This is a genomic window from Sphingomonas sp. PSPC2-2, assembly GCF_049897725.1.
GTDB lineage: Bacteria > Pseudomonadota > Alphaproteobacteria > Sphingomonadales > Sphingomonadaceae > Sphingomonas.
This window is the reverse complement of the sequence record NZ_JAFCWU010000009.1, coordinates 122,488-146,187: the sequence shown is the minus strand read 5'-3', so window position 1 is coordinate 146,187 and position 23,700 is coordinate 122,488. Positions and strand designations below refer to the sequence as shown.

The 23,700-nt window shown below is 64.4% G+C and carries 30 protein-coding genes and 1 tRNA gene; 14 read left to right on the top strand and 17 right to left on the bottom strand.

Annotated features, from left to right (window positions below; genetic code table 11):
• Positions 1–213 precede the first annotated feature (213 nt).
• Positions 214–1,404 carry an acetyl-CoA C-acyltransferase gene (locus tag ACP7BY_RS16310; protein ID WP_033965970.1) on the top strand — a complete coding sequence of 397 codons (1,191 nt, stop codon included), beginning with the start codon at positions 214–216 and terminating at the stop codon, positions 1,402–1,404.
• 63 nt (positions 1,405–1,467) lie between these two features.
• Here the strand turns inward: ACP7BY_RS16310 and ACP7BY_RS16305 are convergent, their stop codons facing one another.
• Complete coding sequence (locus ACP7BY_RS16305; RefSeq protein WP_033965969.1) at positions 1,468–2,361, bottom strand: HpcH/HpaI aldolase/citrate lyase family protein; 894 nt, start codon at positions 2,359–2,361, stop codon at positions 1,468–1,470.
• Between the two features lie 213 nt (positions 2,362–2,574).
• Between ACP7BY_RS16305 and ACP7BY_RS16300 the strand changes: the two genes are divergently transcribed.
• Positions 2,575–3,546: an SPFH domain-containing protein gene (locus tag ACP7BY_RS16300; protein WP_033965968.1), complete on the top strand. Its 972-nt coding sequence runs from the start codon at positions 2,575–2,577 to the stop codon at positions 3,544–3,546.
• Complete coding sequence (locus ACP7BY_RS16295; protein ID WP_081988781.1) at positions 3,543–3,992, top strand: NfeD family protein; 450 nt, start codon at positions 3,543–3,545, stop codon at positions 3,990–3,992. Before ACP7BY_RS16300 ends, ACP7BY_RS16295 begins: the two co-directional genes overlap by 4 nt.
• Before the next feature lie 14 nt (positions 3,993–4,006).
• Here the strand turns inward: ACP7BY_RS16295 and ACP7BY_RS16290 are convergent, their stop codons facing one another.
• The 3 genes from ACP7BY_RS16290 to ACP7BY_RS16280 are packed head-to-tail and all read right to left on the bottom strand — an operon-like array spanning position 4,007 to position 6,484.
• Positions 4,007–4,336: a hypothetical protein gene (locus ACP7BY_RS16290; RefSeq protein ID WP_033965966.1), complete on the bottom strand. Its 330-nt coding sequence runs from the start codon at positions 4,334–4,336 to the stop codon at positions 4,007–4,009.
• A gap of 37 nt (positions 4,337–4,373) precedes the next feature.
• Positions 4,374–4,829 (bottom strand): hypothetical protein, encoded by a 456-nt coding sequence (locus ACP7BY_RS16285; protein ID WP_126846380.1) that lies wholly within the window; start codon positions 4,827–4,829, stop codon positions 4,374–4,376.
• 47 nt (positions 4,830–4,876) lie between these two features.
• Positions 4,877–6,484, bottom strand: a complete 1,608-nt coding sequence (locus ACP7BY_RS16280; RefSeq protein ID WP_137902299.1) for a phosphoenolpyruvate carboxykinase — start codon at positions 6,482–6,484, stop codon at positions 4,877–4,879.
• A 178-nt stretch (positions 6,485–6,662) separates the two neighbouring features.
• Between ACP7BY_RS16280 and ACP7BY_RS16275 the strand changes: the two genes are divergently transcribed.
• The 7 genes from ACP7BY_RS16275 to ACP7BY_RS16245 all read left to right on the top strand — a co-directional run bounded on the left by ACP7BY_RS16275 (position 6,663) and on the right by ACP7BY_RS16245 (position 11,908).
• On the top strand, positions 6,663–7,370 hold the full coding sequence (locus ACP7BY_RS16275) for a response regulator transcription factor (RefSeq protein ID WP_010402796.1): 708 nt from the start codon (positions 6,663–6,665) through the stop codon (positions 7,368–7,370).
• Entirely contained in the window at positions 7,339–8,943 is a 1,605-nt protein-coding gene (locus tag ACP7BY_RS16270; protein ID WP_126846378.1) for a sensor histidine kinase, read from the top strand. Before ACP7BY_RS16275 ends, ACP7BY_RS16270 begins: the two co-directional genes overlap by 32 nt.
• Complete coding sequence (locus ACP7BY_RS16265; RefSeq protein ID WP_033965963.1) at positions 8,940–9,365, top strand: HPr kinase/phosphorylase; 426 nt, start codon at positions 8,940–8,942, stop codon at positions 9,363–9,365. The genes ACP7BY_RS16270 and ACP7BY_RS16265 overlap by 4 nt, the downstream gene beginning before the upstream one ends.
• A complete protein-coding gene (gene rapZ, locus ACP7BY_RS16260) occupies positions 9,365–10,303 on the top strand; it encodes an RNase adapter RapZ (protein WP_033965961.1) in 939 nt (312 codons plus the stop codon). The genes ACP7BY_RS16265 and rapZ overlap by 1 nt, the downstream gene beginning before the upstream one ends.
• A 13-nt stretch (positions 10,304–10,316) precedes the next feature.
• Positions 10,317–10,724 carry a PTS sugar transporter subunit IIA gene (locus ACP7BY_RS16255; RefSeq protein WP_033965982.1) on the top strand — a complete coding sequence of 136 codons (408 nt, stop codon included), beginning with the start codon at positions 10,317–10,319 and terminating at the stop codon, positions 10,722–10,724.
• Complete coding sequence (locus ACP7BY_RS16250; protein WP_033965981.1) at positions 10,724–10,996, top strand: HPr family phosphocarrier protein; 273 nt, start codon at positions 10,724–10,726, stop codon at positions 10,994–10,996. Before ACP7BY_RS16255 ends, ACP7BY_RS16250 begins: the two co-directional genes overlap by 1 nt.
• A gap of 108 nt (positions 10,997–11,104) precedes the next feature.
• Entirely contained in the window at positions 11,105–11,908 is an 804-nt protein-coding gene (locus ACP7BY_RS16245) for a TrmH family RNA methyltransferase (protein ID WP_033965960.1), read from the top strand.
• Between the two features lie 11 nt (positions 11,909–11,919).
• Here ACP7BY_RS16245 and ACP7BY_RS16240 read toward each other — a convergent pair.
• From ACP7BY_RS16240 to ACP7BY_RS16220, 5 genes are all read right to left on the bottom strand, one after another.
• Positions 11,920–11,996, bottom strand: a tRNA-Arg gene (locus ACP7BY_RS16240).
• A gap of 35 nt (positions 11,997–12,031) precedes the next feature.
• Complete coding sequence (locus tag ACP7BY_RS16235; protein WP_137902297.1) at positions 12,032–12,496, bottom strand: DUF1178 family protein; 465 nt, start codon at positions 12,494–12,496, stop codon at positions 12,032–12,034.
• Positions 12,493–13,314 (bottom strand): carbon-nitrogen hydrolase family protein, encoded by an 822-nt coding sequence (locus ACP7BY_RS16230; protein WP_033965958.1) that lies wholly within the window; start codon positions 13,312–13,314, stop codon positions 12,493–12,495. Before ACP7BY_RS16230 ends, ACP7BY_RS16235 begins: the two co-directional genes overlap by 4 nt.
• Positions 13,311–13,568, bottom strand: coding sequence for a glutaredoxin 3 (grxC, locus tag ACP7BY_RS16225; protein ID WP_033965957.1), 258 nt, complete (start codon positions 13,566–13,568; stop codon positions 13,311–13,313). Before grxC ends, ACP7BY_RS16230 begins: the two co-directional genes overlap by 4 nt.
• A 58-nt stretch (positions 13,569–13,626) precedes the next feature.
• Positions 13,627–14,352: a ComF family protein gene (locus ACP7BY_RS16220; protein WP_033965955.1), complete on the bottom strand. Its 726-nt coding sequence runs from the start codon at positions 14,350–14,352 to the stop codon at positions 13,627–13,629.
• Between the two features lie 44 nt (positions 14,353–14,396).
• On the opposite strand from ACP7BY_RS16220, the gene ACP7BY_RS16215 reads away from it, so the two are divergent.
• Positions 14,397–15,245, top strand: a complete 849-nt coding sequence (locus ACP7BY_RS16215) for a class I SAM-dependent methyltransferase (protein ID WP_033965954.1) — start codon at positions 14,397–14,399, stop codon at positions 15,243–15,245.
• On the opposite strand, the gene ACP7BY_RS16210 is transcribed toward ACP7BY_RS16215, so the two are convergent.
• On the bottom strand, positions 15,242–15,691 hold the full coding sequence (locus tag ACP7BY_RS16210) for a YaiI/YqxD family protein (protein ID WP_171010433.1): 450 nt from the start codon (positions 15,689–15,691) through the stop codon (positions 15,242–15,244). The genes ACP7BY_RS16215 and ACP7BY_RS16210 overlap by 4 nt on opposite strands.
• Before the next feature lie 90 nt (positions 15,692–15,781).
• Here ACP7BY_RS16210 and ACP7BY_RS16205 point away from each other — a divergent pair, with 90 nt between their 5' ends.
• Positions 15,782–16,306, top strand: a complete 525-nt coding sequence (locus tag ACP7BY_RS16205) for a gamma carbonic anhydrase family protein (RefSeq protein ID WP_033965950.1) — start codon at positions 15,782–15,784, stop codon at positions 16,304–16,306.
• Here ACP7BY_RS16205 and ACP7BY_RS16200 read toward each other — a convergent pair.
• Positions 16,303–18,909 carry a M1 family metallopeptidase gene (locus ACP7BY_RS16200; RefSeq protein WP_033965948.1) on the bottom strand — a complete coding sequence of 869 codons (2,607 nt, stop codon included), beginning with the start codon at positions 18,907–18,909 and terminating at the stop codon, positions 16,303–16,305. The two genes, ACP7BY_RS16205 and ACP7BY_RS16200, sit on opposite strands and share 4 nt — an antisense overlap.
• A gap of 106 nt (positions 18,910–19,015) precedes the next feature.
• Between ACP7BY_RS16200 and ACP7BY_RS16195 the strand changes: the two genes are divergently transcribed.
• A complete protein-coding gene (locus tag ACP7BY_RS16195; RefSeq protein WP_033965979.1) occupies positions 19,016–19,975 on the top strand; it encodes an NAD(P)H-dependent flavin oxidoreductase in 960 nt (319 codons plus the stop codon).
• Positions 19,976–20,019: 44 nt separating this feature from the next.
• Here ACP7BY_RS16195 and ACP7BY_RS16190 read toward each other — a convergent pair whose 3' ends face one another.
• Both ACP7BY_RS16190 and ACP7BY_RS16185 read right to left on the bottom strand, forming a co-directional pair.
• Complete coding sequence (locus ACP7BY_RS16190; protein WP_231565226.1) at positions 20,020–20,457, bottom strand: DUF1465 family protein; 438 nt, start codon at positions 20,455–20,457, stop codon at positions 20,020–20,022.
• Between the two features lie 118 nt (positions 20,458–20,575).
• Complete coding sequence (locus tag ACP7BY_RS16185; RefSeq protein WP_033965978.1) at positions 20,576–20,773, bottom strand: YdcH family protein; 198 nt, start codon at positions 20,771–20,773, stop codon at positions 20,576–20,578.
• Positions 20,774–20,948: 175 nt separating this feature from the next.
• Between ACP7BY_RS16185 and ACP7BY_RS16180 the strand changes: the two genes are divergently transcribed.
• Complete coding sequence (locus ACP7BY_RS16180) at positions 20,949–21,104, top strand: YdcH family protein (protein WP_081988780.1); 156 nt, start codon at positions 20,949–20,951, stop codon at positions 21,102–21,104.
• Positions 21,105–21,156: 52 nt separating this feature from the next.
• Here the strand turns inward: ACP7BY_RS16180 and ACP7BY_RS16175 are convergent, their stop codons facing one another.
• The 4 genes from ACP7BY_RS16175 to ACP7BY_RS16160 form a co-directional block, all read right to left on the bottom strand.
• The gene (locus ACP7BY_RS16175; RefSeq protein WP_033965977.1) at positions 21,157–21,537 is read right to left on the bottom strand and encodes a PilZ domain-containing protein; all 381 of its coding nucleotides are present in this window, start codon (positions 21,535–21,537) and stop codon (positions 21,157–21,159) included.
• A gap of 81 nt (positions 21,538–21,618) precedes the next feature.
• Complete coding sequence (gene dksA / locus ACP7BY_RS16170) at positions 21,619–22,083, bottom strand: RNA polymerase-binding protein DksA (protein ID WP_033965945.1); 465 nt, start codon at positions 22,081–22,083, stop codon at positions 21,619–21,621.
• A 740-nt stretch (positions 22,084–22,823) separates the two neighbouring features.
• Complete coding sequence (locus tag ACP7BY_RS16165) at positions 22,824–23,438, bottom strand: hypothetical protein (RefSeq protein WP_033965943.1); 615 nt, start codon at positions 23,436–23,438, stop codon at positions 22,824–22,826.
• Between the two features lie 39 nt (positions 23,439–23,477).
• Entirely contained in the window at positions 23,478–23,672 is a 195-nt protein-coding gene (locus ACP7BY_RS16160) for a hypothetical protein (RefSeq protein WP_171010432.1), read from the bottom strand.
• Between the last annotated feature and the right edge of the window lie 28 nt (positions 23,673–23,700).

Genomic DNA, 23,700 nt, shown 5'->3' with positions numbered 1-23,700 from the left:
CGCAAGGGACGCCGCTTCACGATCAGGAAGTCGTGCGGCTGCACCACAATCTCGTCGTCGGGCTGGGCGCAAGCCTGCCATTAAATCGGCGAAGAAAGCTCGGAAGCTCGCGAAATTTGCCGCGATGTCTGGCAACGCTGCCGCTATGAGCCCATGTCCGATATCGAGAGAATGCCCCTCGCCCGCGCCTTCTGATGTATAAAAGGAAGATCCATGCCTAACGACCCCGTCATCATCGCCAGCTACGCCCGTACGCCAATGGGTGGCTTTCAGGGGGCGCTTTCCGGCGTCACCGCGGTTGAACTCGGCGTGACGGCGGTGCGTGCGGCAGTCGAACGGGCGCAGGTCGACCCGAACAGCATCGATCGGATTTATATGGGGTGCGTGCTCCCTGCGGGCCTGGGCCAGGCCCCCGCCCGCCAGGCGGCGCTCGGCGCGGGGCTGCCCGATTCGGTAGAAGCAACCACGATCAACAAGATGTGCGGCTCTGGCATGCAGGCGACCATCATGGCGACCGAAGCGCTGATGGCGGGCACCGTCGACGTAGTAGTGGCCGGCGGTATGGAGAGCATGACCAATGCGCCGTTCCTGCTGGCAAAACATCGCTCGGGCGCGCGGATTGGCCATGACGTCGTCATCGATTCGATGATGATGGACGGTCTGGAAGATGCCTATGACAGGGGCAAACCGATGGGGGCCTTTGCCGAGGATACCGCCACCGCCTATCAATTTACCCGCGCCGAGCAGGACAGTTTCGCGATCGAAAGCCTGACTCGCGCCAACGCGGCGATCACCGGCGGCGGCTTTGCCGACGAAGTCGTTCCGGTCACGGTCAAGACCCGCGGCGGCGATGTCGTCGTCAGCGAAGACGAACAACCCGGTAAGGCCAAGCCCGAGAAAATCCCCAGCCTGCGCCCCGCTTTCGCCAAGGACGGCACGATCACCGCTGCTACCTCCGCTTCCATTTCCGATGGGGCGGCCGCCCTGGTGCTGACGCGGGCGAGCGTGGCCGAACAGCGCGGCCTGTCGCAGGAGGCGCGAATCGTCGCGACCGCCGCACACGCCCATGCCCCGGCTTTGTTCACCACCGCGCCGGTCGCGGCGATCCGCAAAGTGCTGGAGCGCGCCGGTTGGTCGGTCGACGACGTCGATCTGTTCGAGGTCAATGAGGCATTCGCCACCGTGGCGATGATCGCGATGCGCGAGCTGGCCATTCCGCGCGAGAAGCTGAACGTCAATGGCGGCGCGACCGCGCTCGGCCATCCGATTGGTGCCAGCGGCGCGCGGATCATCGCCACGCTGGTCGCGGCGTTGAAGCGGCGGGGACTCGAAAAGGGCGTTGCCGCCTTGTGCATCGGCGGCGGCGAGGCGACCGCAATCGCGGTTGAGCTGATCCACCCGTAAGCCGCGCATCGGCAAGGCCGACGCAAGGGCGCGGGGGCCCGGCGTCGGCCTGATGACAGGCGGTCAAGTTTGCCGCAAAAGCTGCTTTGCGCGCGACAAATGCGGGCGATCGAGCATTCCGCCCTTATACCCGATCGCGCCGACGCCCGGATTGGCGGCGAAGAGATCGACGATCGCCTGCGCCTCGGCGATTTCCTCCGCAGTCGGCGTGAAGGCGGCGTTGATCACGTCGACTTGGGCGGGGTGGATGGCGAGCATCCCGCGAAAACCATCGCGCCGCACCTTTTCCGCCCGCGCTTTGAGCAAGTCGAGATCGCGAAAATCGCCCTGGATCGTTTCGATCGCCGCGACCTCCGCCGCCGCCGCACCGAGCAGGCACAGCGAGCGCGCCAATTCATAGGTGAAGCCATAACTGCCATCGGCGTTGCGATTGTCGCTGGCCCCGATCGAATCGGCCAAATCTTCCGCTCCCCAGGTCAACGCCACGACGCGCGGCGCACCCTTATAGTCGCCGGTGCGGAACATGGCGGCGGCGGTTTCGGTGACCAGCGCGATGACCGGGGTGGACCCTGCCGGGATGCCGTGCGCCGCCTCGAACGCGCTGAGATAATGATCGAGCCGCTCGACATCCTCCCGCCCGTTGACCTTGGGCACCATGATGCCGCCGGGACGGGCAGGCATGATCGCGGCCAGATCGGTAAGCGCAGCAGTGCCGTCGAGCGGATTGATCCGCACCCACAAGCGCGATCGTCCCGCCGCGTTCGCCTGCAAGGCATCGTGAACAACCTGCCGCGCGAGCGGCTTGTTTTCGGGCGTCACCGCGTCTTCCAGATCCAGCAGGACGATGTCGGCCGGACTCGCAATCGCTTTGGCCAGCTTACGTTCGCTATCGCCTGGCGCGAACAACCAGGAGCGCATCGTCAGCACTTCGGGGATATCGGACGGCACATCGCTCATTGTTCAGGGTTTCCCACGGTATCGAAACAGCCAAGTCGCATCAAGTCGCATACGGTGTATGGCCGCGTTTGATAACACCCGCTGCATCGAAGCGAGATCGGGCGATTGGGTGTCGGTGCCACCGTTATATTCCCCTACCCCACCGCGCCCGATCTGCTAGAACGGTGCCACGTCGCGTCCGCGCCCGTGCGGTCGCCGCTCCGGGGGTATTTCATGGCACTCGTCATTGCAGGGCTGCTGGTCGTCGTTGTCCTGCTCTATCTCATGCTCGGCATGAAGGTGGTGCGCCAGGGCTATCAATATACGATCGAGCGCTTCGGCAAGTTCACCGCTGTGGCGCAACCCGGGCTCACCTTCATCGTGCCGCTGTTCGACCAGATCGGTCGCAAAGTGAACATGATGGAGCAGGTGCTCGATATTCCGGGACAGGAGATCATCACCAAGGACAATGCGATGGTCGCGGTCGACGGCGTGGTGTTCTTCCAGGTGCTCGACGCCGCCAAGGCCGCCTATGAGGTGAGCGACCTCTACCTCGCCATCATGCAGCTCGCGACGACCAATTTGCGTACCGTGATGGGATCGATGGATCTCGACGAGACGCTGTCGAAGCGCGATGAGATCAACACGCGGCTGCTGATGGTGGTCGATCATGCCACCGAAAGCTGGGGTGTGAAGATCACGCGCGTCGAATTGAAGGATATCCGCCCACCTGCCGACATCGTCAACGCGATGACGCGCCAGATGAAGGCCGAGCGCGAAAAGCGCGCGACGATCCTCGAGTCCGAAGCGGCGCGGCAGAATGCGATCAACCGCGCCGAAGGGGCCAAACAGTCGCAGATCCTCGAGGCCGAGGGTCGTCGCGAATCCGCCTTCCGGGATGCCGAAGCGCGCGAGCGCGCCGCCCAGGCCGAGGCGAGCGCCACCAAGGCGGTGTCCGACGCGATCGAGAGCGGCAGCGTTCAGGCGATCAATTATTTCATCGCGCAGAAATATGTCGAGGCGATCGGCAAGTTCGCCACGTCTCCGAATGCCAAGACGATCCTGTTCCCGGTCGAAGCGACTCAGCTGATGGGGACGCTGGGCGGGATTGGCGAGCTGGCGCGCGAGGCGATTTCGGGCAGTCCGACGCCGCCGGCTCCCGCTACGCCGCGACCGCGCGGACCGTTTGAGGACAAGCCGCAATGATGCTGTTCGGCGTGGCATGGAGCGATGGTGCACTGTGGTTTGCGGCGGCGCTCGCGCTGGTCATTGCCGAGATGCTGGCACCTGGCTTTTTCCTGATTTTTCTGGGAGCCGGTGCCGCCAGTGTCGGCGTGGTCGCGCTGATCGCGCCGGGCTTGCCGGTGATCGTCCAGGCGTTGATATTTGCGGTGGTGACCGGGGCGCTGGTGGCGCTTGGGTGGCGTTGGTATCGCCAGTCGGACCGGTCCTCGGCCGACCCGCTCCTCAATGATCGCGCGGCCCGACTGATCGGCAAGCGTGTCGTGGTTTGCGAAGCGATCGTCGATGGCGAGGGCCGGGTGACGGTTGGCGATGGCGCGTGGAGCGCGACCGGGCCGGATGCAGCCGTGGGCACGACGGTGCGGATCGTCGGCGCGGATGGCAGCGTCCTGCGGGTCGAGCCCGCCTGACGCTGCCCGTCGCGTTATTTCTTGCCGAAGAAATTGGCGGCGAGCCCTTCGAGTTCGCCAAGCGCGCCCTTGCCAGCGCTCCCAAGCGGACCGTCCAAAAGCGTCGCGAATTGGGCGAGCGCCCCTTCACCGCCGATGTGGCCGATGATCTGCTGCAGCACGTCTACGGGGAGGCCAGTCGTCTCGGCCGCAGTCGTGGCCGTATCGGTCGGCGCGGCATGGGCCTGGCCCAGCGCGGTGATTGCCGATTCGACTTGCTCCGGCGTCAGCCCGACCTTCGCGGCAAGGTTCTTTACGTCGACATTTTCAGTGACTTGGGCGAGCAGTCCGTCGAGCAATCCCATATGTGCATCCTTTCGAGCTGATCCGAGCATAGCAAGATTAGCATGCGCCCGGCAGCGACGCGAGATCGGGCGTGATGAAACCGCGTCGCGCGGCCACCGAAAACAATCGATCGCGCGAATAAAAGCGTAGTGGCCAATCGCGCTGTCCTGCCGGTGATCCAAGCAGGGCGTTAACGCACGCGACCAGCGTCTCCCCGGACGGTCGCGCTGCAACATGGGCGCACACACCACTGAGGTAGGCGCGGGTAATCGTCTCATGATATCCTTGGGTGTCGTCGTTCACCCCGCCGACCGCGACGTTGTAGCTACTTATGATAGCGGCAATTTCGACATCGATGGCGATGTCCGGACGATCGCGCACCAGCCACGTGGTCGCGGCGAGATGCGCCTCATGCGTCCACTCGGCACGCGGCAGGCTGTGGTCGAGCAGCCCCTCCCCGACGCGGCGAATGGCGTCATCGTCGGGGAATGGGCGAAAAGGCAATTGGGTCATCGGATCGGGCTTTCCGGTTGGGCGTGCCCGATCCGAAGACCGGGCCATCAGGCGGGAACGTGAACCTTCGGGGCCGATTGTCGCACCCCTTCATCGACATGATCGGCGAATTGCGCGAAGTTTTCCACGAACAGATCGACCAATTTTGCCGCCGTGGCGTCATAGGCCGCCTTGTCGGCCCAGGTTGCCCGCGGATCGAGGATCGCGCTGTCCACCCCTGGCACCGCCACCGGCACCTTGAAGCCGAAATTCGGATCGGTGCGGAATTCCACGCCGTTCAGGCTGCCGTCGAGCGCCGCGTTGAGCAGCGCCCGCGTCGCCTTGATCGGCATACGGCTGCCGACGCCGTATTTCCCGCCGGTCCAGCCGGTGTTGACCAGCCAGCAATCGACCCCGCCCTTGGCGATCCGCTCCTTGAGCAAATTGCCGTAGACCGAGGGATGCCGCGCCATGAACGGTGCGCCAAAGCAAGTCGAGAAGGTCGCATCGGGCTCGGTCACGCCAATTTCCGTCCCGGCCACGCGCGCGGTGTAGCCGGACAGGAAGTGGTACATCGCCTGTTCCGGGCTCAGCTTGGCGATCGGCGGCAGGATGCCATAGGCGTCCGCCGTCAGCATCACGACATTGCGCGGCACCGGCCCCATATTGTGTTCGGACGCGTTGGGGATGAAGTCGATCGGATAGGCCCCGCGACTGTTTTCCGCGAGGCTCGCATCGTCGAGATCGAGCACGCGCGTCACCGGGTCCATCACCACGTTTTCGAGGATGGTGCCAAAGCGTTTGGTGGTGGCGAAGATCTCCGGCTCTGCATCGGCCGACAGGCGGATCATCTTGGCGTAGCAGCCGCCCTCGAAATTGAAGACGGCGGTGTCGGACCAGCCATGCTCGTCATCACCGATCAGCGTGCGGCTGGCATCGGCGCTGAGCGTGGTCTTGCCGGTGCCCGACAGGCCGAAGAATACGGCAGTGTCACCATCCTTGCCGATATTCGCCGAGCAATGCATCGGCATCACGCCCGTCGGCGGCAGCAGATAGTTGAGCAGGCTGAACACCGATTTCTTCATCTCGCCGGCATATTTGGTGCCGCCGATCAGGATCAATTTGTCGGTGAAGTTGACCGCGATGATGGTTTCGCTGCGGCAGCCATGCCGCGCGGGGTCGGCACGGAAGCTGGGCAAATCGATGATCGTGTAATCGGGCACGAAACCGCGCAGTTCCGATTCCGCCGGGCGCACCAGCATCGTGCGGATGAAGCTGTTATGCCAGGCCAGCTCGTTGATCACGCGCACGTTGACGCGGTGCTCGGGCTGCGAACCGCCGAACAGATCCTGAACGAACAGATCCTCCTTGTCCCGCAAGGCGGACAGAAAATCGGCCTTCAGGACAGCGAAATGCTCCGGCGACATCGCCTTGTTGCTTTTGCCCCACCATACGGTGCTCTCGGTTTCGGCATCACGGACGATGAACTTGTCCTGTGCGGAGCGCCCGGTATGCGCGCCGGTTTCCACGACGAGCGGCCCATCGGCCGACAGTTTTCCCTCCCCGCGCGCGATGGCGGACTGGATCAGGCGGGCGGTGACAAGGTTCCAGTGCAGGTTGGCGCGGGTCTCGATGCCCTGGGCCTCCAGCCCTGCGGTCGGGGTACGGTCGCTCATTGCGTGGGGTCTCCTCAATGTCCCATGCGGGCCAATTGACCTCGCATTTTATGCTTTTGCACCGTGGCGCATATCGTTGGCCTTGCTCGCGGTCAAACACGCTCTGTTCAGCGTGCATTGAGGCTGCGCGTGTAATCGATTACGCCGACTCGCGAACGACAAGGATCTATCCCGCCCGATGACGGCAACGATTGCTTTGGTCGATGACGACCGCAATATCCTGACCTCGGTCTCGATCGCGCTTCAGGCCGAGGGCTTTGTCACGCGGGTCTATTCGGATGGCGAGACGGCGCTGAAGGCGCTGATCGACAACCCGCCCGACATCGCGATCCTCGATATCAAGATGCCGCGCATGGATGGGCTGGAGCTGCTCCGCCGCCTGCGCGAAAAGAGCATGTTGCCGGTGATTTTCCTGACCTCCAAGGATGACGAGCTCGACGAAGCGCTAGGCTTGGCGATGGGGGCGGACGACTATATCGCCAAGCCGTTCTCGCAGCGGCTGCTGATCGCGCGGATTCGGGCGATCTTGCGCCGCACCGAAGTTGCGCAGGGCGGCGCGGGCGACGGTGAGGCAACCCCGGAGACATCGCTGGTGCGCGGCCGATTGGCGATGGACACGGCGCGGCACCGCGTTACCTGGAATGGCGATACCGTAACCCTGACCGTCACCGAATTTCTGATCCTGGAAACGCTGGCGCAGCGCCCTGGCATCGTCAAAACCCGCAACCAGTTGATGGACGCGGCTTATCATGACGACATTTATGTCGACGACCGCACCATCGACAGCCACATCAAGCGCGTGCGGCGCAAGTTTCGCCAAGTCGATGCCGACTTCGATGCGATAGAGACGCTTTATGGAGCCGGATATCGATTCTCCGAGGAATAGCGCCGTCGGTATCGATCTGGCTCGTGACGAAGAGGATGCGCGCGCGCTGTCGCTGCGCTGGTCGGCGCGCGTATCGCTCACCCCCCGCATCCTGTTTGTGAACGTGTTCGCGCTCGCAATGCTCGCGGGCGGGTTCTTTTATCTCGATTCCTACCGCAGCCGCATCGTCGACGGCCGCGTCACCCAATCGATCCGCGAGGCCCGCCTGGTCGCCGAGGCGATCGTCGCGGTACCGCAGAAGCAGCGTCCCGACCTCGCGCTGAAGCTGGCACAGGACATGGGCGCACGCTTGCGGATTTATGACAAGGACGCGAAGCTCATCATCGACACGCGCGCGATGGGACTGCGCAATTTCGTGCTGCAAGACCCCGACAAACAGGATTGGCAGCAGGCTGCAGCGCGCTTTCTGGACGCGGTCATCGACACCGTGGTCGGGGCACCGCGCGCACCACTCTATCGCGAGCGAACCAGTGGAATGGCGTGGCCCGACGTGCGCACCGCGCGTGCCGAGCCGAAGGTCGCCGCGACGGTATGGCGCGCGCCCGATCGCACGCCCGTCATCACCGCCGCCTCGGCCTTTCCGGGCGGCGGCGTGGTGATGAGCACGATCAACGCGCGCGACATCACGCAAACCGTGCGGGTCGAGCGCTTTCGCCTTGGCGTGGTCTTGCTGATCGTCGCGATCGTGTCGGTGTTGCTCTCCCTGTTTCTGGCACGCACGATCGTGCGACCGTTGCGGCGGCTCGCACGCGCGGCGGTGCGGGTGCGGCTTGGGCGTGCGCGCGAAGTGGTGGTTCCGCGCCTGCCCGAGCGCCGCGACGAGATCGGCATGTTGGCGCGTGCGCTCTCCGACATGAGCCTCGCGCTGCGCGCGCGGATCGACGCGATCGAGGCCTTTGCCGCCGACGTCACGCACGAGATGAAAAACCCCCTCGCCTCATTGCGCTCCGCCGTCGAGGGCATGGCGATGGTCAAGGATCCCGCGCTGCAGGATCGTCTGCTGGCGATCGTTCGCGATGATGTCCAGCGGCTCGATCGGCTGATCACCGACATCGCGGAGGCCTCACGCCTGGACGCACAATTGAGCCGCGCGAAGTTCGAGCCTGTCGATCTGGGCATGATGATCATGGCACTGATCGCCAGCCGCGACGCGCGCGGGATCGAGCGCGGCATTCGGATCTGGTTCGACAACAAGCTTGCCGAACCCCTGATCGTGCTCGGAGAAGGCGGGCGCCTGGAACGTGTGCTGGAAAACCTTATCGAAAATGCAGTTTCCTTCTCACCCGAAGGCGGTGTCATCACGATTACGGCGTCGCGCGATCACGACATTTTGACGGTTTCGGTGGAGGACCAGGGGCCCGGCGTTCCGGAAAGCGCGCGCGAGCAGGTGTTTCGTCGATTCCAGTCCTTGCGCCCAGCGGGCGAAGCGTTCGGAAAGCATTCCGGCTTGGGCCTTGCTATCGCGCGCACGATCGTCGAGGCCCACCAAGGGACGATCAATGTCGAGAGTCGTAGCGACGGCGCGGAGGGTGCCCGTCTGGTCGTCCGCCTTCCGGCGAGGAACGCGACGTGAAGCAGATTCGGCTTTATGCAACCGCTGTTGCGATCGGCAGTCACGCGGTGCTGCTGATGGGGCCGTCCGGTTCGGGCAAGTCCGACCTCGCCTTGCGCCTGATTGATCGTGGGGCAAATCTGATCAGCGACGATTACACGATCCTTGAGGTTCGCGACGGTGCGCTGTTTGCCTCGGCTCCAGAAACGATTGTCGGAAAGATCGAAGTTCGCGGGATCGGCATCGTCGCGATTCCGCATATCGACAATGTCGCCGCCGCGCTCGTGGTGCATCTGGGCGGTGCCGTCGAACGGATGCCACTGCGCCAGACCGTAATGACCATCGCGGGGGTCGATCTGCCCGAAACCAAGCTTGAAGCCTTCGAACAATCTGCCCCGATCAAGGTGGAATTAGCGCTGCACCGCGCTACAAAGGAACTATAATGCGTGACCCGAAGGACATTTTGCTCGTCACTGGCATGTCGGGTGCCGGCAAGTCGACGGTGCTCCGAACGCTCGAGGATCTCGGGTGGGAAGTGGTCGATAATTTCCCCCTCTTGTTGCTGGATCGGTTGCTAGGTGCCCCCCTCCCAGAAGGAGCGGACCAATCGACGCAGCCGCTCGCGCTCGGCATTGGCGCGCGGACCCGCGATTTCGATCCAGAACGCATTGTCCAGCGGATCAAGCAATTGCAGGACGTCTATGGGCACGACATCGGTACGCTATTCCTGGATTGCGCTGGCAGCGAGCTTGAGCGGCGTTATTCCGAAACACGACGTCGCCACCCGCTGGCACTGGATCGGCCCGCGGCGGACGGTATCGCGCGCGAGCGCGAATTGCTGGCTCCCCTTCGGAAATGGGCCAATCGACTGATCGACACGACCACGCTTACCGCCAATGAACTGGCGCAGCAGGTCCGCACGACGTTTTCTGGCGAAGGGCTGGGGGAACCGACGCTTTCCGTAACCTCGTTCGGCTTTGCCCGCGGCCTGCCCCGCAACGCTGACCTCGTTTTCGATATGCGCTTTCTGCGCAACCCGCACTGGGTGCCGCAGCTGCGCCCCGGTACCGGGCTGGACGCCGATGTCGCCGCCTATGTCGCAGCAGACCCTGCTTATGAATCCGCAGTCGGGCAGATCGAGTCGCTGCTGCTGCTGTTGCTTCCGCGCTACAGAGCCGAAGGAAAATCCTATGTCACCGTCGCGTTCGGCTGCACCGGCGGGCGGCATCGCTCGGTGCATGTGACAGAGCGGGTAGGTGCCAGGTTGCGCGCGGAGGGATTTTCGCCCACGGTCTCGCATCGAGATCTTGACGCTGCTCCCCAGGACTCACTGGAAGGCGCGCCGGACGAGACGCAAAATAATGGGGCGCGTGTTGCATGAGCTGGGCGGAGCGATGATCGGGCTTGTTCTCGTGACTCATGGCCGATTGGCCGACGAATTTGTGACCGCGATGGAACATGTCGTGGGCAAGCAGGAGCGTGTTGCCACCGTCGCGATCGGTCCGGACGACGATATGGAGGCGCGGCGCAACGACATTGCCGCCGCGATCGCCCGTGTCGACGCCGGGCGCGGCGTCATCCTGCTTACCGATCTGTTCGGCGGCACGCCCTCCAATCTCGCTATTTCGCTGCTCGAACGCGGGCGGATCGAGGTGATTGCGGGGATTAACCTGCCGATGCTGATCCGGCTCGAATCGGCGCGCAAGTCGATGAAGGTCGTCGATGCCGTTGCTGCCGCGCGCGAGGCGGGTCGCAAATATATTTCGGTCGCATCCGAGGTGTTGGGCGAGGCGGCGGCTTGATGGCCGTCAGCCGCAGCGTCCTGATCTCCAACAAGCGTGGGCTCCATGCCCGGGCGAGCGCCAAGTTCGTGACGCTGGCGGCGACGCAACCGTGCGAAGTGCTGGTCGAAAAAGACGGCGCGGGGTCGGTCACGGGCACGTCGATCATGGGCCTGATGATGCTCGGCGCAGCGATGGGCGACACGATCATGATCTCCGCCGACGGCGAAGATGCCGAGACGGCCGTCAGCGCGCTGTGCGATCTGGTCGAAGCCAAGTTCGGCGAGGATTGACCGGCCTGCACCGCCCCGGCTTGCGGGCTGCGCTGGCGGAGGGCATGTGGCGGGAATGGACGTCGACATCCCCTGCCTTGCTCCCGCCGCCGCACCGGAGCGCCTGTAATGCCGCGTGAAATCACGGCTTATTCCAACCCGCTGATCAAGCGCGTGCGCTTGCTGCGCGAGAAGCGGCATCGCCGCGAGGAAGGGCTGTTCCTGGCGGAGGGCTTGCGCATCCTGACCGAGGCGCGCGAAGCCGGGCGTATTCCCCAATATTTGTTCTTCGCCCGCGACAGCGCGGCGCATCCGCTGGTGCAGGCGCTGGTCGCCGATGTCGAGGCGGCGGGCGGCGAAGCGATCGAAACGGTGCCCGACATCCTCTCCAAACTGTCGGGCAAGGACAATCCGCAAGCGGTGGTCGGTGTCTTCCCCGAATTTACGCGCGATCTGGCCAGCCTCGATCGCTCGAGCGCGGCGATCTGGCTGGTGGCCGAGCGACTGCGCGATCCCGGTAACCTCGGCACGATCCTGCGCACCGGCGATGCGGTCGGTGCAGGCGGCCTGATTCTGATCGGCGAATGCGTCGATCCCTTCTCGGTCGAAGCCGTGCGCGCAAGCATGGGCGCTTTGTTCACCGTGCCCGTCGTGCAGTGCGAATGGGCGGAGTTCACGCAGTGGTTGCGCAGTGGACCGGGGCAATTGGTGGGGTTGAGCCTCGACACCGACAGCGACTATCGCGCCGCCAGCTACACCGCCCCGACCTTCCTGCTGACCGGCAACGAAGCGCAAGGCATGCCCGATGCTTATGCGGCGCAGTGCGATCTGTTGGTGAAGATCCCGATGCTGGGCAAGGCCGACAGCCTGAATGCGGCGGTCGCGACCGCAGTGATGGCGTATGAGGTGCTGGCGCAAAGCCGGGGTACGTGACCGATTTAGGCTGGTGCCCCCGAGTGGATTCGAACCACCGGCCTGCGGTTTAGGAAACCGTCGCTCTATCCGACTGAGCTACGGGGGCGCCGCGCGCGGTGGTACTGTGCGGCGCTGACGAAATCAATTGACCGTATCGGGTGGAATTACCGGGAACGGCAAGGCCGCGACCGGTACGCCTTCCTCGACCAGCGCCTTCGCCTCGGCCAGGGTCGTTTCGCCGTGGATCGGCGTCGCGGCGGTTTCCCCGACGTGCATCGCGCGCGCGCGATCGGCAAAGGCGCGCCCGACCCATTCCGACTTCTCCAGCGCTTGAGCCTGGGCTTGAGCGAGCGCGTGGAGCGCGGCCTTCATCGTCTCCGGGGTGAGGGCTGGAGGAGCCGCCGCCTCGACGTTTGGCGCCGGAACGCTGCGGCTGTTGCCCTTTGCGCCCACATTCGGGGCCATCACGGCCTTGACGATCTCATCATCACCGCAGATCGGGCACGCGAGCAGGCCTCGCGCCTGCTGATCCTCGAACGCAGTAGTTGAGCCAAACCAGGCTTCGAACACATGCGCCTGACGACAGCGCAGATCGAACACGATCACGCCGATTCGACCTCCGGGATCGCGCGCCGATGCGCCAGCACCGGAATGCGCGCGCGAACATCGGCGACACGCGCCGGATCGATCTCGGCAAAGCCCAAAGCAGCCGTCTCGCCCATATCGAGGACAACCTCTCCCCACGGGTCGATCACCAGCGAATGGCCATAGGTTGCTCGGCCATCGGCATGGACACCGGTCTGCGCGGCCGCGATAACATAGGCCCCGGCCTCGATCGCGCGGGCGCGCAGCAGCACGTGCCAATGCGCCGCGCCGGTCGGACGGGTAAAGGCAGCGGGCACAGCCAGCACGGTCGCGCCTGCGTTGCTCAGCGCACGGTACAGATCGGCAAAGCGCAGATCGTAACAAATCGACAGGCCCAGCGCGCCGACCGGGGTCTGCACCACCACCGCGCCCTCACCGGGTGCGTAGCTTGCGGATTCGCGCCAGCTCTCACCGGTCGGCAAATCCACGTCGAACAAATGCAATTTGTCGTACCGCGCGCGGATTTCGCCATTGTCGTCGATCACGAACGCCCGATTGGCGAGCCGCCCGCTTTCCCCCAATACCGCCAGCGACCCGATATGAACCCAGATGCCGTGTTCCGCCGCTGCGGTACGCACCGCGGCCAGCACGACATCGTCCGCTTCGCTGCGCAAGACCTGTGCGGCGCGCGCGCGGTCCCGATCCAGCAAGCCCGACATTTCGGGGGTGAACAGCATCGTCGCGCCGCCCCGCGCCGCCTCCGCCACCGCCGCGACGAGCGTTTCGGCATTGGCAACGGGATCGATCCCGCTGGTGACCTGGGCAAGCGCGATCTTCATGCCGCGAGCAAGGCGTCCAATTTCCCGGCGCGCTCCAGCGCGGCCAGATCGTCCGACCCACCGATATGGCGATCATCGATGAAAATCTGCGGAACGGTGGTGCCGCCATTGGCGCGCTCGAGCATCTCGGCGCGCTTCGGGCCACCCATCGTAATGTCATATTCCTCGGGCGTGACGCCCTTCGAGGCGAGCAATTTCATCGCGCGCGAGCAATACGGGCAGAAGGCTTTGGTGTAGATTTCGATCTTTGGCATTGCCAAGAAATGTGGGGTGCACCGGTCGTTGTCAATGTCGGGGTCAATGTCGGGCGCATCAATCCGCCGAATCGAGCACCCGCGCCCAGCACAGGATCGTCACCTTTGCCGCGCCCGCGCGCAGCAAGGCGGCGGTGCAACCGTCGGTTGTCGCGCCGCTGGTGTAGATGTCGTCGATCAACACCACCGACTTGCGGCGCAGCTGCGCCTTCGGGTCGATCACGCGGAAAACCCCGGCGACGGCTCGGGCGCGCGCCTTTGCCCCCATCGCGCGCAGCGGTGGCGTGGCCCTCACGCGGCGCAACAGCAGCGGATCGTTTGCGACACCGCTCACGCGGGTTAGCGCGGCGGAAATCAATGCGGCCTGGTTGAAGCCGCGCGACCATAAACGCCAGCGGTGGAGCGGCACCGGCACCAGCACGTCGGCATCGTCCGGCAGCAACCGCGCCATCTGCCGACCGACCGTCTCGGCAAAGGCGGTGCGACCGCCATATTTCAAGCGGAGCGCGACCGTGCGCGCGACATCGCCATAAGCCACCGCCGCGCGCACCCCGGCGTGGCGCGGTGGATCGGCGATGCAGGTCGCGCACTGCGCCTCGGCCCCGCGATCATAAGCGAACGGCGCATGGCAGGTTGCGCACCACGGCGGCGCGAGAAAGCGCAGCGCGCCCCAGCACACCGCGCAGAAGCGATGATCTTCCCCCGTGACCGCACCGCAGCCGGGGCAGCGCGGCGGCAGCGCGAAATCGGCGATCAGGCGCAAAGGGGCGAGCCAGGGCGACACGGCCCCCCTTGTCGCCCGACGCCTAGAGCGGCACAAGCCGCGCGATGAGCGTTCCCGACATCTTCGACCGCGCGGCACGCCGCCTCCACCGCGACCGCGCCGCCCCGACCTTCGCCGAGTTCGATTTCCTGCGTGCGGCGATGCTCGACGGGATTGCGGAACGGCTGGCGAGCGTGACCCATCGTTTCACCGACATGCTCGATCTCGGGTGCTTCGACGGGGCCTTGCCCGTTCCAGCGGGGGCAAAGGTCACGCGGTGCGACGCGGGCGCGCTGTTTGCTGTCCAATCCGGCGGGGTGCAGGCGGACGAGGATCGCCTCCCCTTCCCCGCCGAATCGTTCGACCTGGTGGTTTCGGCAGGCGTGCTCGACAGCGTCAACGATTTGCCCGGCGCGCTCACGCTCGCCCGGCGTGCACTTCGACCCGACGGCCTGTTCCTCGCCGCCTTCTGTGGCGCGGGTACGCTATCGACCTTGCGCAGCGTTCTGCGCGAGGCAGAGCGGGATCGCCCGGCGGCGCGGATCCATCCGCAAGTCGATGTGCGCTCGGCGGGCGATTTACTGATGCGCGCAGGCTTCACGCTGCCCGTCGCCGACATCGAGCCGCTGACCGTTCGCTATCGCGGGATCGGCGGGCTGCTGCGCGATCTGCGCGGCATGGGTGCCTCCAATATCCTGCGCGACCGCACACCGCTGCGCCGCGATACGCTCGCGCGCGCGGCCGAACTTTTTACTGAGCGGGCCGATCCCGACGGCAAGACGCCTGAGCGATTCGACATTCTCTATCTGACCGGCTGGTCCCCGGCCCCGACGCAACCGCAACCGGCGCGCCGCGGCAGCGCGACCGCCTCGCTCGAAGGCGCGCTGCGGCGCTTTCCGCCGAGCGAGGCCTAGCGCGCGAGCCGCACCAGCATTTCGTCGAGCGCCGAGAGGAAGCGCGAACGGTCGGCCTTGGCAAAGGGTGCGGGCCCGCCCACGACATCGCCGCCCGCGCGCAAATCGGCCATGATCGCGCGCACCGCGATCGCATTGCCGATCGACGCCGTGGTGAACGGCTTGCCGTTGGGCGCAAGCACGCTGGCCCCTGCTTTCAAGCAGCGATCGGCGAGCAGGATGTCGTTGGTGATGACCACACTCGCGCGATCGGCACGTTCGGCGATCCAGTCATCCGCCTCATCGAAGCGGTCGCCGACCACGATGCGCGACAGCAATGGATGGGCGGGAATGCGGATCGGGCTGTTGCTGACGATGGTGACGGCCACCGAACGTCGCAACGCGACCCTGTAGATTTCGTCCTTCACCGGACAGGCATCGGCGTCGACATAGATGTGCAGGCTCATACTGTGCGCCTAGGCGAAAAGCCGCGCCGGATCGACAGGAACCCGTCGTGCTGGCATCGGGGGGAGAAACCGCGCCTAGGAGACCGAGAGATGCCGCTCTATGAAATCGACGGGCTGCGGCCCACGCTAGGCTACAATGCCTGGGTCGCACCCAGCGCCGAACTGATCGGCGATGTACAGCTCGGCCCCGATGTCAGCATCTGGTTCGGCGCGGTGATCCGCGGCGATAATACGCCGATCGTGGTGGGCGCGCGCAGCAATATCCAGGAAGGCGCGATGTGCCATTCCGATCCCGGCGCGCCGCTGACGATCGGCGAGGATTGCACGATCGGCCATCACGCGATCCTGCACGGCTGTACCGTCGGCGACAGCGTGCTGATCGGAATGGGCGCGGTGGTGCTCAATCGGGCGGAGATCGGCGCAGGCTCGATTGTCGGCGCAGGCGCGCTGGTCACCGAAGGCAAGGTGTTCCCGCCGGGCAGCCTGATCGTCGGCAGCCCCGCCCGTGCGGTGCGCGAACTCGACGAAAACGCGCAGGCGATGCTGCGCGTCTCCGCCGAACATTATGTCGCCAACGGCCGCAAATATGCCGCCGGGTTGAAGCGATTCGATTAAGACCCGCTTTTGCTGCCGCCACGCGTCGCCCAGGCGGCGATGTCGCCGCGAATGCGCGCATTCACAAGGCGGCGCGCCGCCATCGTCGCAACCGTGGCCTTGGCGGCCCCGCGTGCGGCGAGCGGCAGATTGGCGGCAGCGAAGGCGGTGATCTTGGCGGGCATCGCCGGATCGTCCGAACCGGCCCCCAGGCTGGACACGAAGCCCGCCCGGTTGCTGGTTTCCACCAGCGTATTGACCAGCGCGAGATTGCTGACGGCAAAGTCGAACGCCATGTCGGGATGGCTGCTCGCGACCGAGCGCAACAGGCTGGCCTTTTGTGGTGTGGTCAGGTCGCCGGTCGACAGCAGGCCGAGCGCGCGACGGGCCAGCGCATCGTCATCGCTATAGCCCAGCAAGCGTATATAGCCGTTTTTCACCACCGGGTTCTTTTCGGCCAGCGTCAGCTTCAGCAGCGCGTCCCATTCGGCAGGGGTCGCGTTCGTGGCATAGGTGCCGAGGATCGGTTGCCGGATCGCCGCCGGGATCGCGTTGGTGTCGGTCGCCAGCGCGGCGACATAGCGCCGTGCCTTCTCAGCGACGACGGGGTCCCCATTGTCGCCCAGCACCGCGATCAGCGTTTCGCGCAACGTGGAGATCAGCGGCGATTCGTCCTGCTTGGCCTGGAACCCGACGCGTTCCAGCGCCGGTGCCAGCGTCGTGACGATGCGCGCGCGCATCGCGGTTTTGGCCGCCCCCTTGGGCAAGCGCCCGCCCAGGTCGGATAGCTGCCCGGCGAGCGTCTGCCACAAGAGGGGATTGGCACCGGGTTCGATCGCTCCGACATCGGCGAAATAACGGTCGAGCCGCTGATTGCCGCCCTTCGCCAGAGCGAAATCATCCCCCAGCGTGCCGAGCTGGTCGGTCAGCGCAAGGCTGGCGAAATCGCGGACGATCGCCGCGTGCGCCGACGCATCATAGGCCACGCGCGCATAGCTGCCCTCGTCGCGATTGAGCACCACGGTGCCGCATCCCTGCACGGTGACCGTGGTCGGCTTGGCACCGCGCACGATCGCGCGCGCCACTGGCTTCCCAACCACACCAAGCGTCAGCGGAACATGCCATGTCAGCACTTGCTTGGCGCTGCCGTCATAAGCGAAACGTCCCTGCGTCATAGTGACCTTGGTTTCTCCGCCGACGCAACGGGCGCTGGTCATGGTGACGAGCGGCACGCCCGGCTGCAGCGTGAAATCATGCGCGATATCCGCCACCGGCTTGCCCGCAGCCGCCGACAATTCAGTCCACAGCTGGTCGGTCACGGTGTTCGAATATTTGTACTTCGCCATGTAACGGCGGATGCCATCGCGGAAGGTGTCTGCCCCCAGCGTCGACTCCATCATGCCGATGACGGCCTGGCCCTTGGCATAAGTGATCCCGTCAAACCCCTCGCCAATCTGGTCGACGGTTTCGACATGGCGGATGATCGGATGCGTGCCCGAGGTCGAATCCGCCTGCAACGCGGCTTCACGGTCCTGCGCCACCGCCGTCGCCGCCGCATTCCAATCGGGGTTGAGATCGATGCTCGATTTGTTTTCCATCCAAGAGGCGAAGCCCTCGTTGAGCCACAGGTCGTCCCACCATTTCATGGTGACGAGATCGCCAAACCATTGGTGCGCCATTTCGTGCGCAACCACGGTGAAGATGCGCTGCTTGCCGCTCTGCGTCGCGCGCTTCTGGTCGTACAGCAACTCGGGCTCGAAATAGAAAATCGCTCCCCAGTTTTCCATCGCGCCGAAGAACTGGCTCGAACCCGGGCCGGCAATCATGTCGAGCTTGGGCAAGGGATAAGGCTGACCGAAATAATCGTTATAATAGGTCAGCAGGCGCTTGGCCTGGGCGAGCGCATAATCGCCCTGATCCGCCACCCCGCGCCGGGTGATGATGCCAATTTCGGTCTTTCCCGCCATCACCGTCTTGCGCTCGACGTCCCCCATTCCGAGGAACAGGAGGTAGCTCGACATTTTGGGCGTTTCCGCGAACCGATAGAGCGTGGTCCCGTCCTGCTGTTGGGTAATGCTCGTGGCGGGCATGTTGGAAAAGGCGGTCTGCGCGGCGGGTGCCACGGTCGAGAGCGTGAAGGTCGCCTTATACTGGGGCTCGTCCCACATCGGCGCGAAGCGACGGGCATCGGGGGCCTCGAACTGCGTGGCCAGCATCCGCGCGGCCGATCCGTCCGGATTGGTATAGTCGATCGCGAACAGGCCCGACGCCGAGGTATTGATCGTGCCCGTCCAGGCGAAATGCAGGCGGTGTTGGCCGGTCGGCGCGAGCGTCGGCAGCGTCAGCGTCAATTGCTGCTTACCGGTGTCGAGCGTGAACGGAACCGCTGTTCCGTCGAGGGTCGCCCCGGTAATTTTGAGGTCCGCCGCGTTCAGCACAATCGTCTTGGTTGCTCGCGCGACAGAGATCGTAACGGTTTCTTCGCCTGAGAACGTCATCGCTTTGGCATCTGGGCGGATGGTGATGTCATACGAGACGGGTGCTACGCCTTCCGGCAACTGACCGACCGCAAAGGCGGGCGACGCGACTCCAATCAACAAGGCGGCAGCAAGGGTCAGCTTCACTAGGGTGCTCCGGAAACAAACGCAGAATTCCGCCCCATAACCCTTTCGTGCGCCGTGGCAAATCAACGCCGCTGGACAGGCGTTTCGGTTGCGCTATGAAACGGACATGAGCATTCCCCCCTTGTTCGCATCGTTGCGGCTCCCGGTCATCGGTTCGCCGCTGTTCATCATTTCCGGGCCGGAACTGGTCATCGCGCAATGCAAGGCGGGGATCGTCGGGTCCTTCCCGGCGCTTAATGCGCGTCCGCAGGGATTGCTCGACGAGTGGCTGCACCGCATCACCGAAGAGCTCGCCGCCCATAATCGCGCACATCCCGAACGCCCGGCCGCGCCGTTCGCGGTCAACCAGATTGTCCATCGCTCGAATGAGCGGCTGGAGGCCGATCTGGCGACCTGCGCCAAGTGGCAAGTGCCGATCGTCATCACTTCGCTTGGCGCGCGCGAGGATTTGAACACCGCCGTCCACAGTTGGGGCGGCATCACGCTGCACGACGTGATCGACGACCGCTTCGCGCGCAAGGCGATCGAAAAGGGCGCGGACGGCTTGATCGCGGTGGCCGCGGGTGCGGGCGGCCATGCCGGTCGCTTGTCGCCCTTCGCGATCATCCAGGAAATCCGCCAATGGTTCGATGGCCCGCTCGCCCTTTCGGGATCGATCGCGACGGGAGACGCCATTCTGGCGGCGCAAGCGATGGGTGCCGACTTCGCCTATATCGGTTCGCCCTTCATCGCGAGTGTCGAGGCGAATGCGGAAGCCGCGTACAAGCAGGGGATCGTCGAGGGCAAGGCCGCCGACATCGTCTATTCAAACCTGTTCACAGGCGTGCATGGCAATTACCTGCGCGCGTCGATCGTCGCGGCCGGGATGGACCCCGACAATCTGCCGGAGGGGGACCTCAAAACCATGGATTTCGGCACCGGCAACGGAGCGAAGCCCAAGGCGTGGAAGGAAATTTGGGGCTCTGGCCAAGGCATTGGGGTCATCGACCGAGTCGAGCCCGTTGCCGACATGGTCGACCGGCTGGAGCGCCAATATCGTGCCGCACGCGAACGCCTGAAGCTGTAGCTCTGCTGTAGCTCTATTAGGGCGCGCGACCGGGCGACCGCGACTCAGAAGGCGAGCGCGAGACGATCCTGCATCGTGCGGGCGGGGCTCTCAAAGCTCTCGATCTCCGCCGCCTGGATTTGGTCCAGCCGCGCGACACGCCGGTGAAGATCGATGCTCGCAAGGATCAGCGTTTGAGCGGTCGCAGGCATCGATTGGACGACCGCGCTCTCGGACATCGGGGCAGCCCCCAATCTACGCGACTCATCCAGCGCCTCGCGCGGTGCCATCTCGCCCGCGTCAACCGCGCGCTGGGTCAACAACCAGGCGATGACGTGCATCAACCGCGTGGTGACCTTCAACGATTCGCAGCTGAACGATACACGCGCGAGCGGATCAAGGGCTTCGCGATCAGAGCGGCCGCCTTCGTCGAAATAGCTGCGCGCCTCATCCGCCAGGACCATGGCATCGATGTACAGCGTGTCGATAACGCGGCGCTGCATGCGCGAATCATAGGCTGGGGACCCCATGCCACCACCATACATATACAAAACCTTAACGGTAGCGCCTTGTGGCGCGCGCCCCATTTGTCGCTTGTCCCACTTCGGGAACGCCATCGCCTTACGCGATAATGTCCGGGACGAGTTGATCTTCGAGCATCGCGATTTCATCGCGCAGACGCAGCTTGCGTTTCTTGAAGCGTGCCAATTGAAGCTGATCGAGCGCACCCGAACCGATCAAGGCCCCGATCGCAGAATCGAGATCGCGATGTTCGACGCGTAACACCTCCAGCCGTTTTGCGATCAGGCTTTCGTCCATCGTGCCCCCTTCGATGCCTCGCCTTAGCAAATCACAGACGCGCAGCACGGATAAAATCGACCTGTCGCGCGAATCGGTGCGCACATCGTACTTCGTTATAATTGGGGAGAGACAAGCGGCGCTCCGCATGTTCTATTGGCTACCCCAAACAGCACATGAAGGAGGTACGCATCCCATGCAGACCGCGCATCACTCGGCCCTTTCGGCCAAGCATGCAGTCCTCGATCGCCAGATCGCCGCCGAAACGCAGCGACCGTTGCCGGACACCGCGACACTGGCCGCGCTAAAGAAACAAAAGCTTCGAATCAAGCAGGAACTTGCGCAAATCTAGCGTGAGACGGGCCCGGACGCAGGCGCGTCCGGGTCACCAACCGACCTCTCGATTAGCGAAGCGCGCGCGGGAAAATCGGTTTCACGAAAACGGGTGTCTGCCCGCCCTGACCGACCGGCTTTCGCGCGAGCAGCGGATCGATCTGACGATCGAACGCGACTCCGATGCGTCCGGCTGCCGACCAAGCGATTTGCCCGGGCACCCAACCAACACCCCTTACGTCGAACTCGACTCGCAGGCCTTGCGCCAAGCCGTCTGGAAACTCTGCCATCAACCCCCCGGCAGAAAGGTTGCGAACCCGCACCGAGTGAGTAGCGCTTTGCCCAGCCACGCGAAAATCCGCCATCAGAAACAAGCTGTCGCGCGTGTCCTGACGGTTATGCGCCCCTTCATCGAATGAGGGACTGAGCGGATCTTGCGAATATTGGTCCATTGCGTGCAAATTGCCGATCTTGGTTCGCGGCAAGACTACTCGCGCAATGGTATCCAACATCTTAAGGCAGCGACCGTTCGCTCAATCCTCGCGCGAAATCTTTTCGTGCCGTTCGTGACGCTCCTGGGCCTCGACCGTCATCGTCGCGATCGGCCGCGCTTCCAGGCGAGCCAGCGAGATCGGCTCGCCGGTCACTTCGCAATAGCCATATTCCCCTTCATCGATTCGACGCACTGCGGCCTCGATCTTGGAGATTAGCTTACGCTGCCGGTCCCGGGTGCGCAGTTCGATCGACCAATCGGTCTCGCTGGACGCCCGGTCGGTAAGATCTGCCTCCCGCAGGGTATCGACCTGAAGCTGCGAGATCGTACCCGCTGCCTCGCGCAGGATCGAATCCTTCCAGCCTTGCAACTTTGCGCGAAAATACGCCTGCTGACGGGGGTTCATGAACTCCTCGTCGGCGCTTGGCCGGTAGCCGTCGTCACTACCGACCTGCGGTACCGCGAACTTTTCGGAATCGTCCAATCTATTCAAGACAGTCGCCATCCCACTCTCTCCCCTCACGGTCACCCGATGCTTTGCGCACCTCCGGACCGAGCCAAGGTCAACCCACCTGATGCGGGCCTATAGCCATGCCATTGAAGCACCACAAGCAATCCTGATGCCGGGCGACACGGGAAAATAGGATCGGACAAAATTGATACTGCCAGACGCTCACGCCGACTCCATTCGGGCGTGCGGAGATCGGGGACGCAGACTCGGCAAAACGTCTTCACGGTCACGTGCGAAACAAATGTTAACGCGGGGATCGTTCCACAATGAAACGTTAACCATACTGCACACTGCTTAGTCACGTTTTGTGGCCAAAGGATCACGAAAAAGTTGGTTAACGCAATTGCACTTAACGCTTTGTTCGGCACTTTGCGGAATATCAAATGCAAGTCTGCGCGAGATGTATCGTCCAGGCGATATTTGCGCCGTTAGTGAGAGAATAGCATCATGTCCGTCCGGATGGCTTTGGCGAAACTGTGTGCATGTGCCTGTGGGGGCGCGATTGTCGGCGGTGGCGCCGTGCATGTGGCCGACGGCGCGCGGGCACGCAGCGCCTATACGCACAAGGTCACCAAACGAATCGTCCGCCGCACCACGACGGTCGCCGCCAGCAAGATGCGGGTCGGACACGCTGGCGCGCGCGTTCGCAAGGTGGTGACCCAGACCACCACCACGACGCAGCCCCAAATTGTGTATCTGACTGCACAGGGTGCCCCCGTTCCTGTGGACCCGCCTTATTCGGGCTCAGGCGGCGGTGGCGGCGGCGGGCTGACCGTGATCGGCGGCAGCGGTGGTTTCGGCGGCGGTGGTTTCTTCGCCGGCGGTTTCTTTGGCGGCGGCGGGAGCAGCAGCGGCGGCGGCAGCATCGTCATCTCTTCGACTTCGACCGGTGGATCGACCTCGACCGGCGGATCTTCGACCAGTTCTTCCACCAGCGGCGGGTCGACCTCGACCGGCGGATCATCGACGTCGAGCGGCAGCGTTTCGAGCACGTCGTCCAGCGGTTCGGTCAGCAGCACCTCCTCGTCGGGCGGCTCGGGCGGATCATCCTCGTCCACGAGCACAGGCGGCGCAACGGTATCGAGCACGTCGTCAACCGGCGGCTCCTCGTCGAGCGGGAATGTCTCCTCGGCATCGGGCGGTTCCAGCGGCAACGTCTCGTCTGCCTCGGGCGGCTCGAGCGGGAACGTTTCCTCTTCGTCGGCGTCGAGTGGCAACGTTTCCTCGTCCTCCAGCGGTAATGTGTCGTCGGCCTCGAGCGGGAACGTCTCCTCGGCCTCGAGCGGCTCCTCATCCTCAAGCACCTCCTCCTCTTCGAGTGGCAACGTGTCCTCGGCCAGCTCGTCCAATGGTTCGAGCAGCAGCAGTTCCTCGGCAAGCTCGAGCAGCTATGGCTCAAGCAGCCATGGCTGGAGCTCCAATGGCGGATGGGGATCATCGGGCAGCGGCAGTAGCGGAAGCAGCGCATCGAGCAGCGCGAGCAGCGGCAGCACGGGTTCCAGCGGCGGCCCACCCGCCCCCGTCCCCGCACCGCCGATGGTCCTGCTGTTCGGGGCGGCCGCAGCCGCGCTGGTGGCGCGCAAGCGCTTCGCCAAACCGAGCGCGAACCTC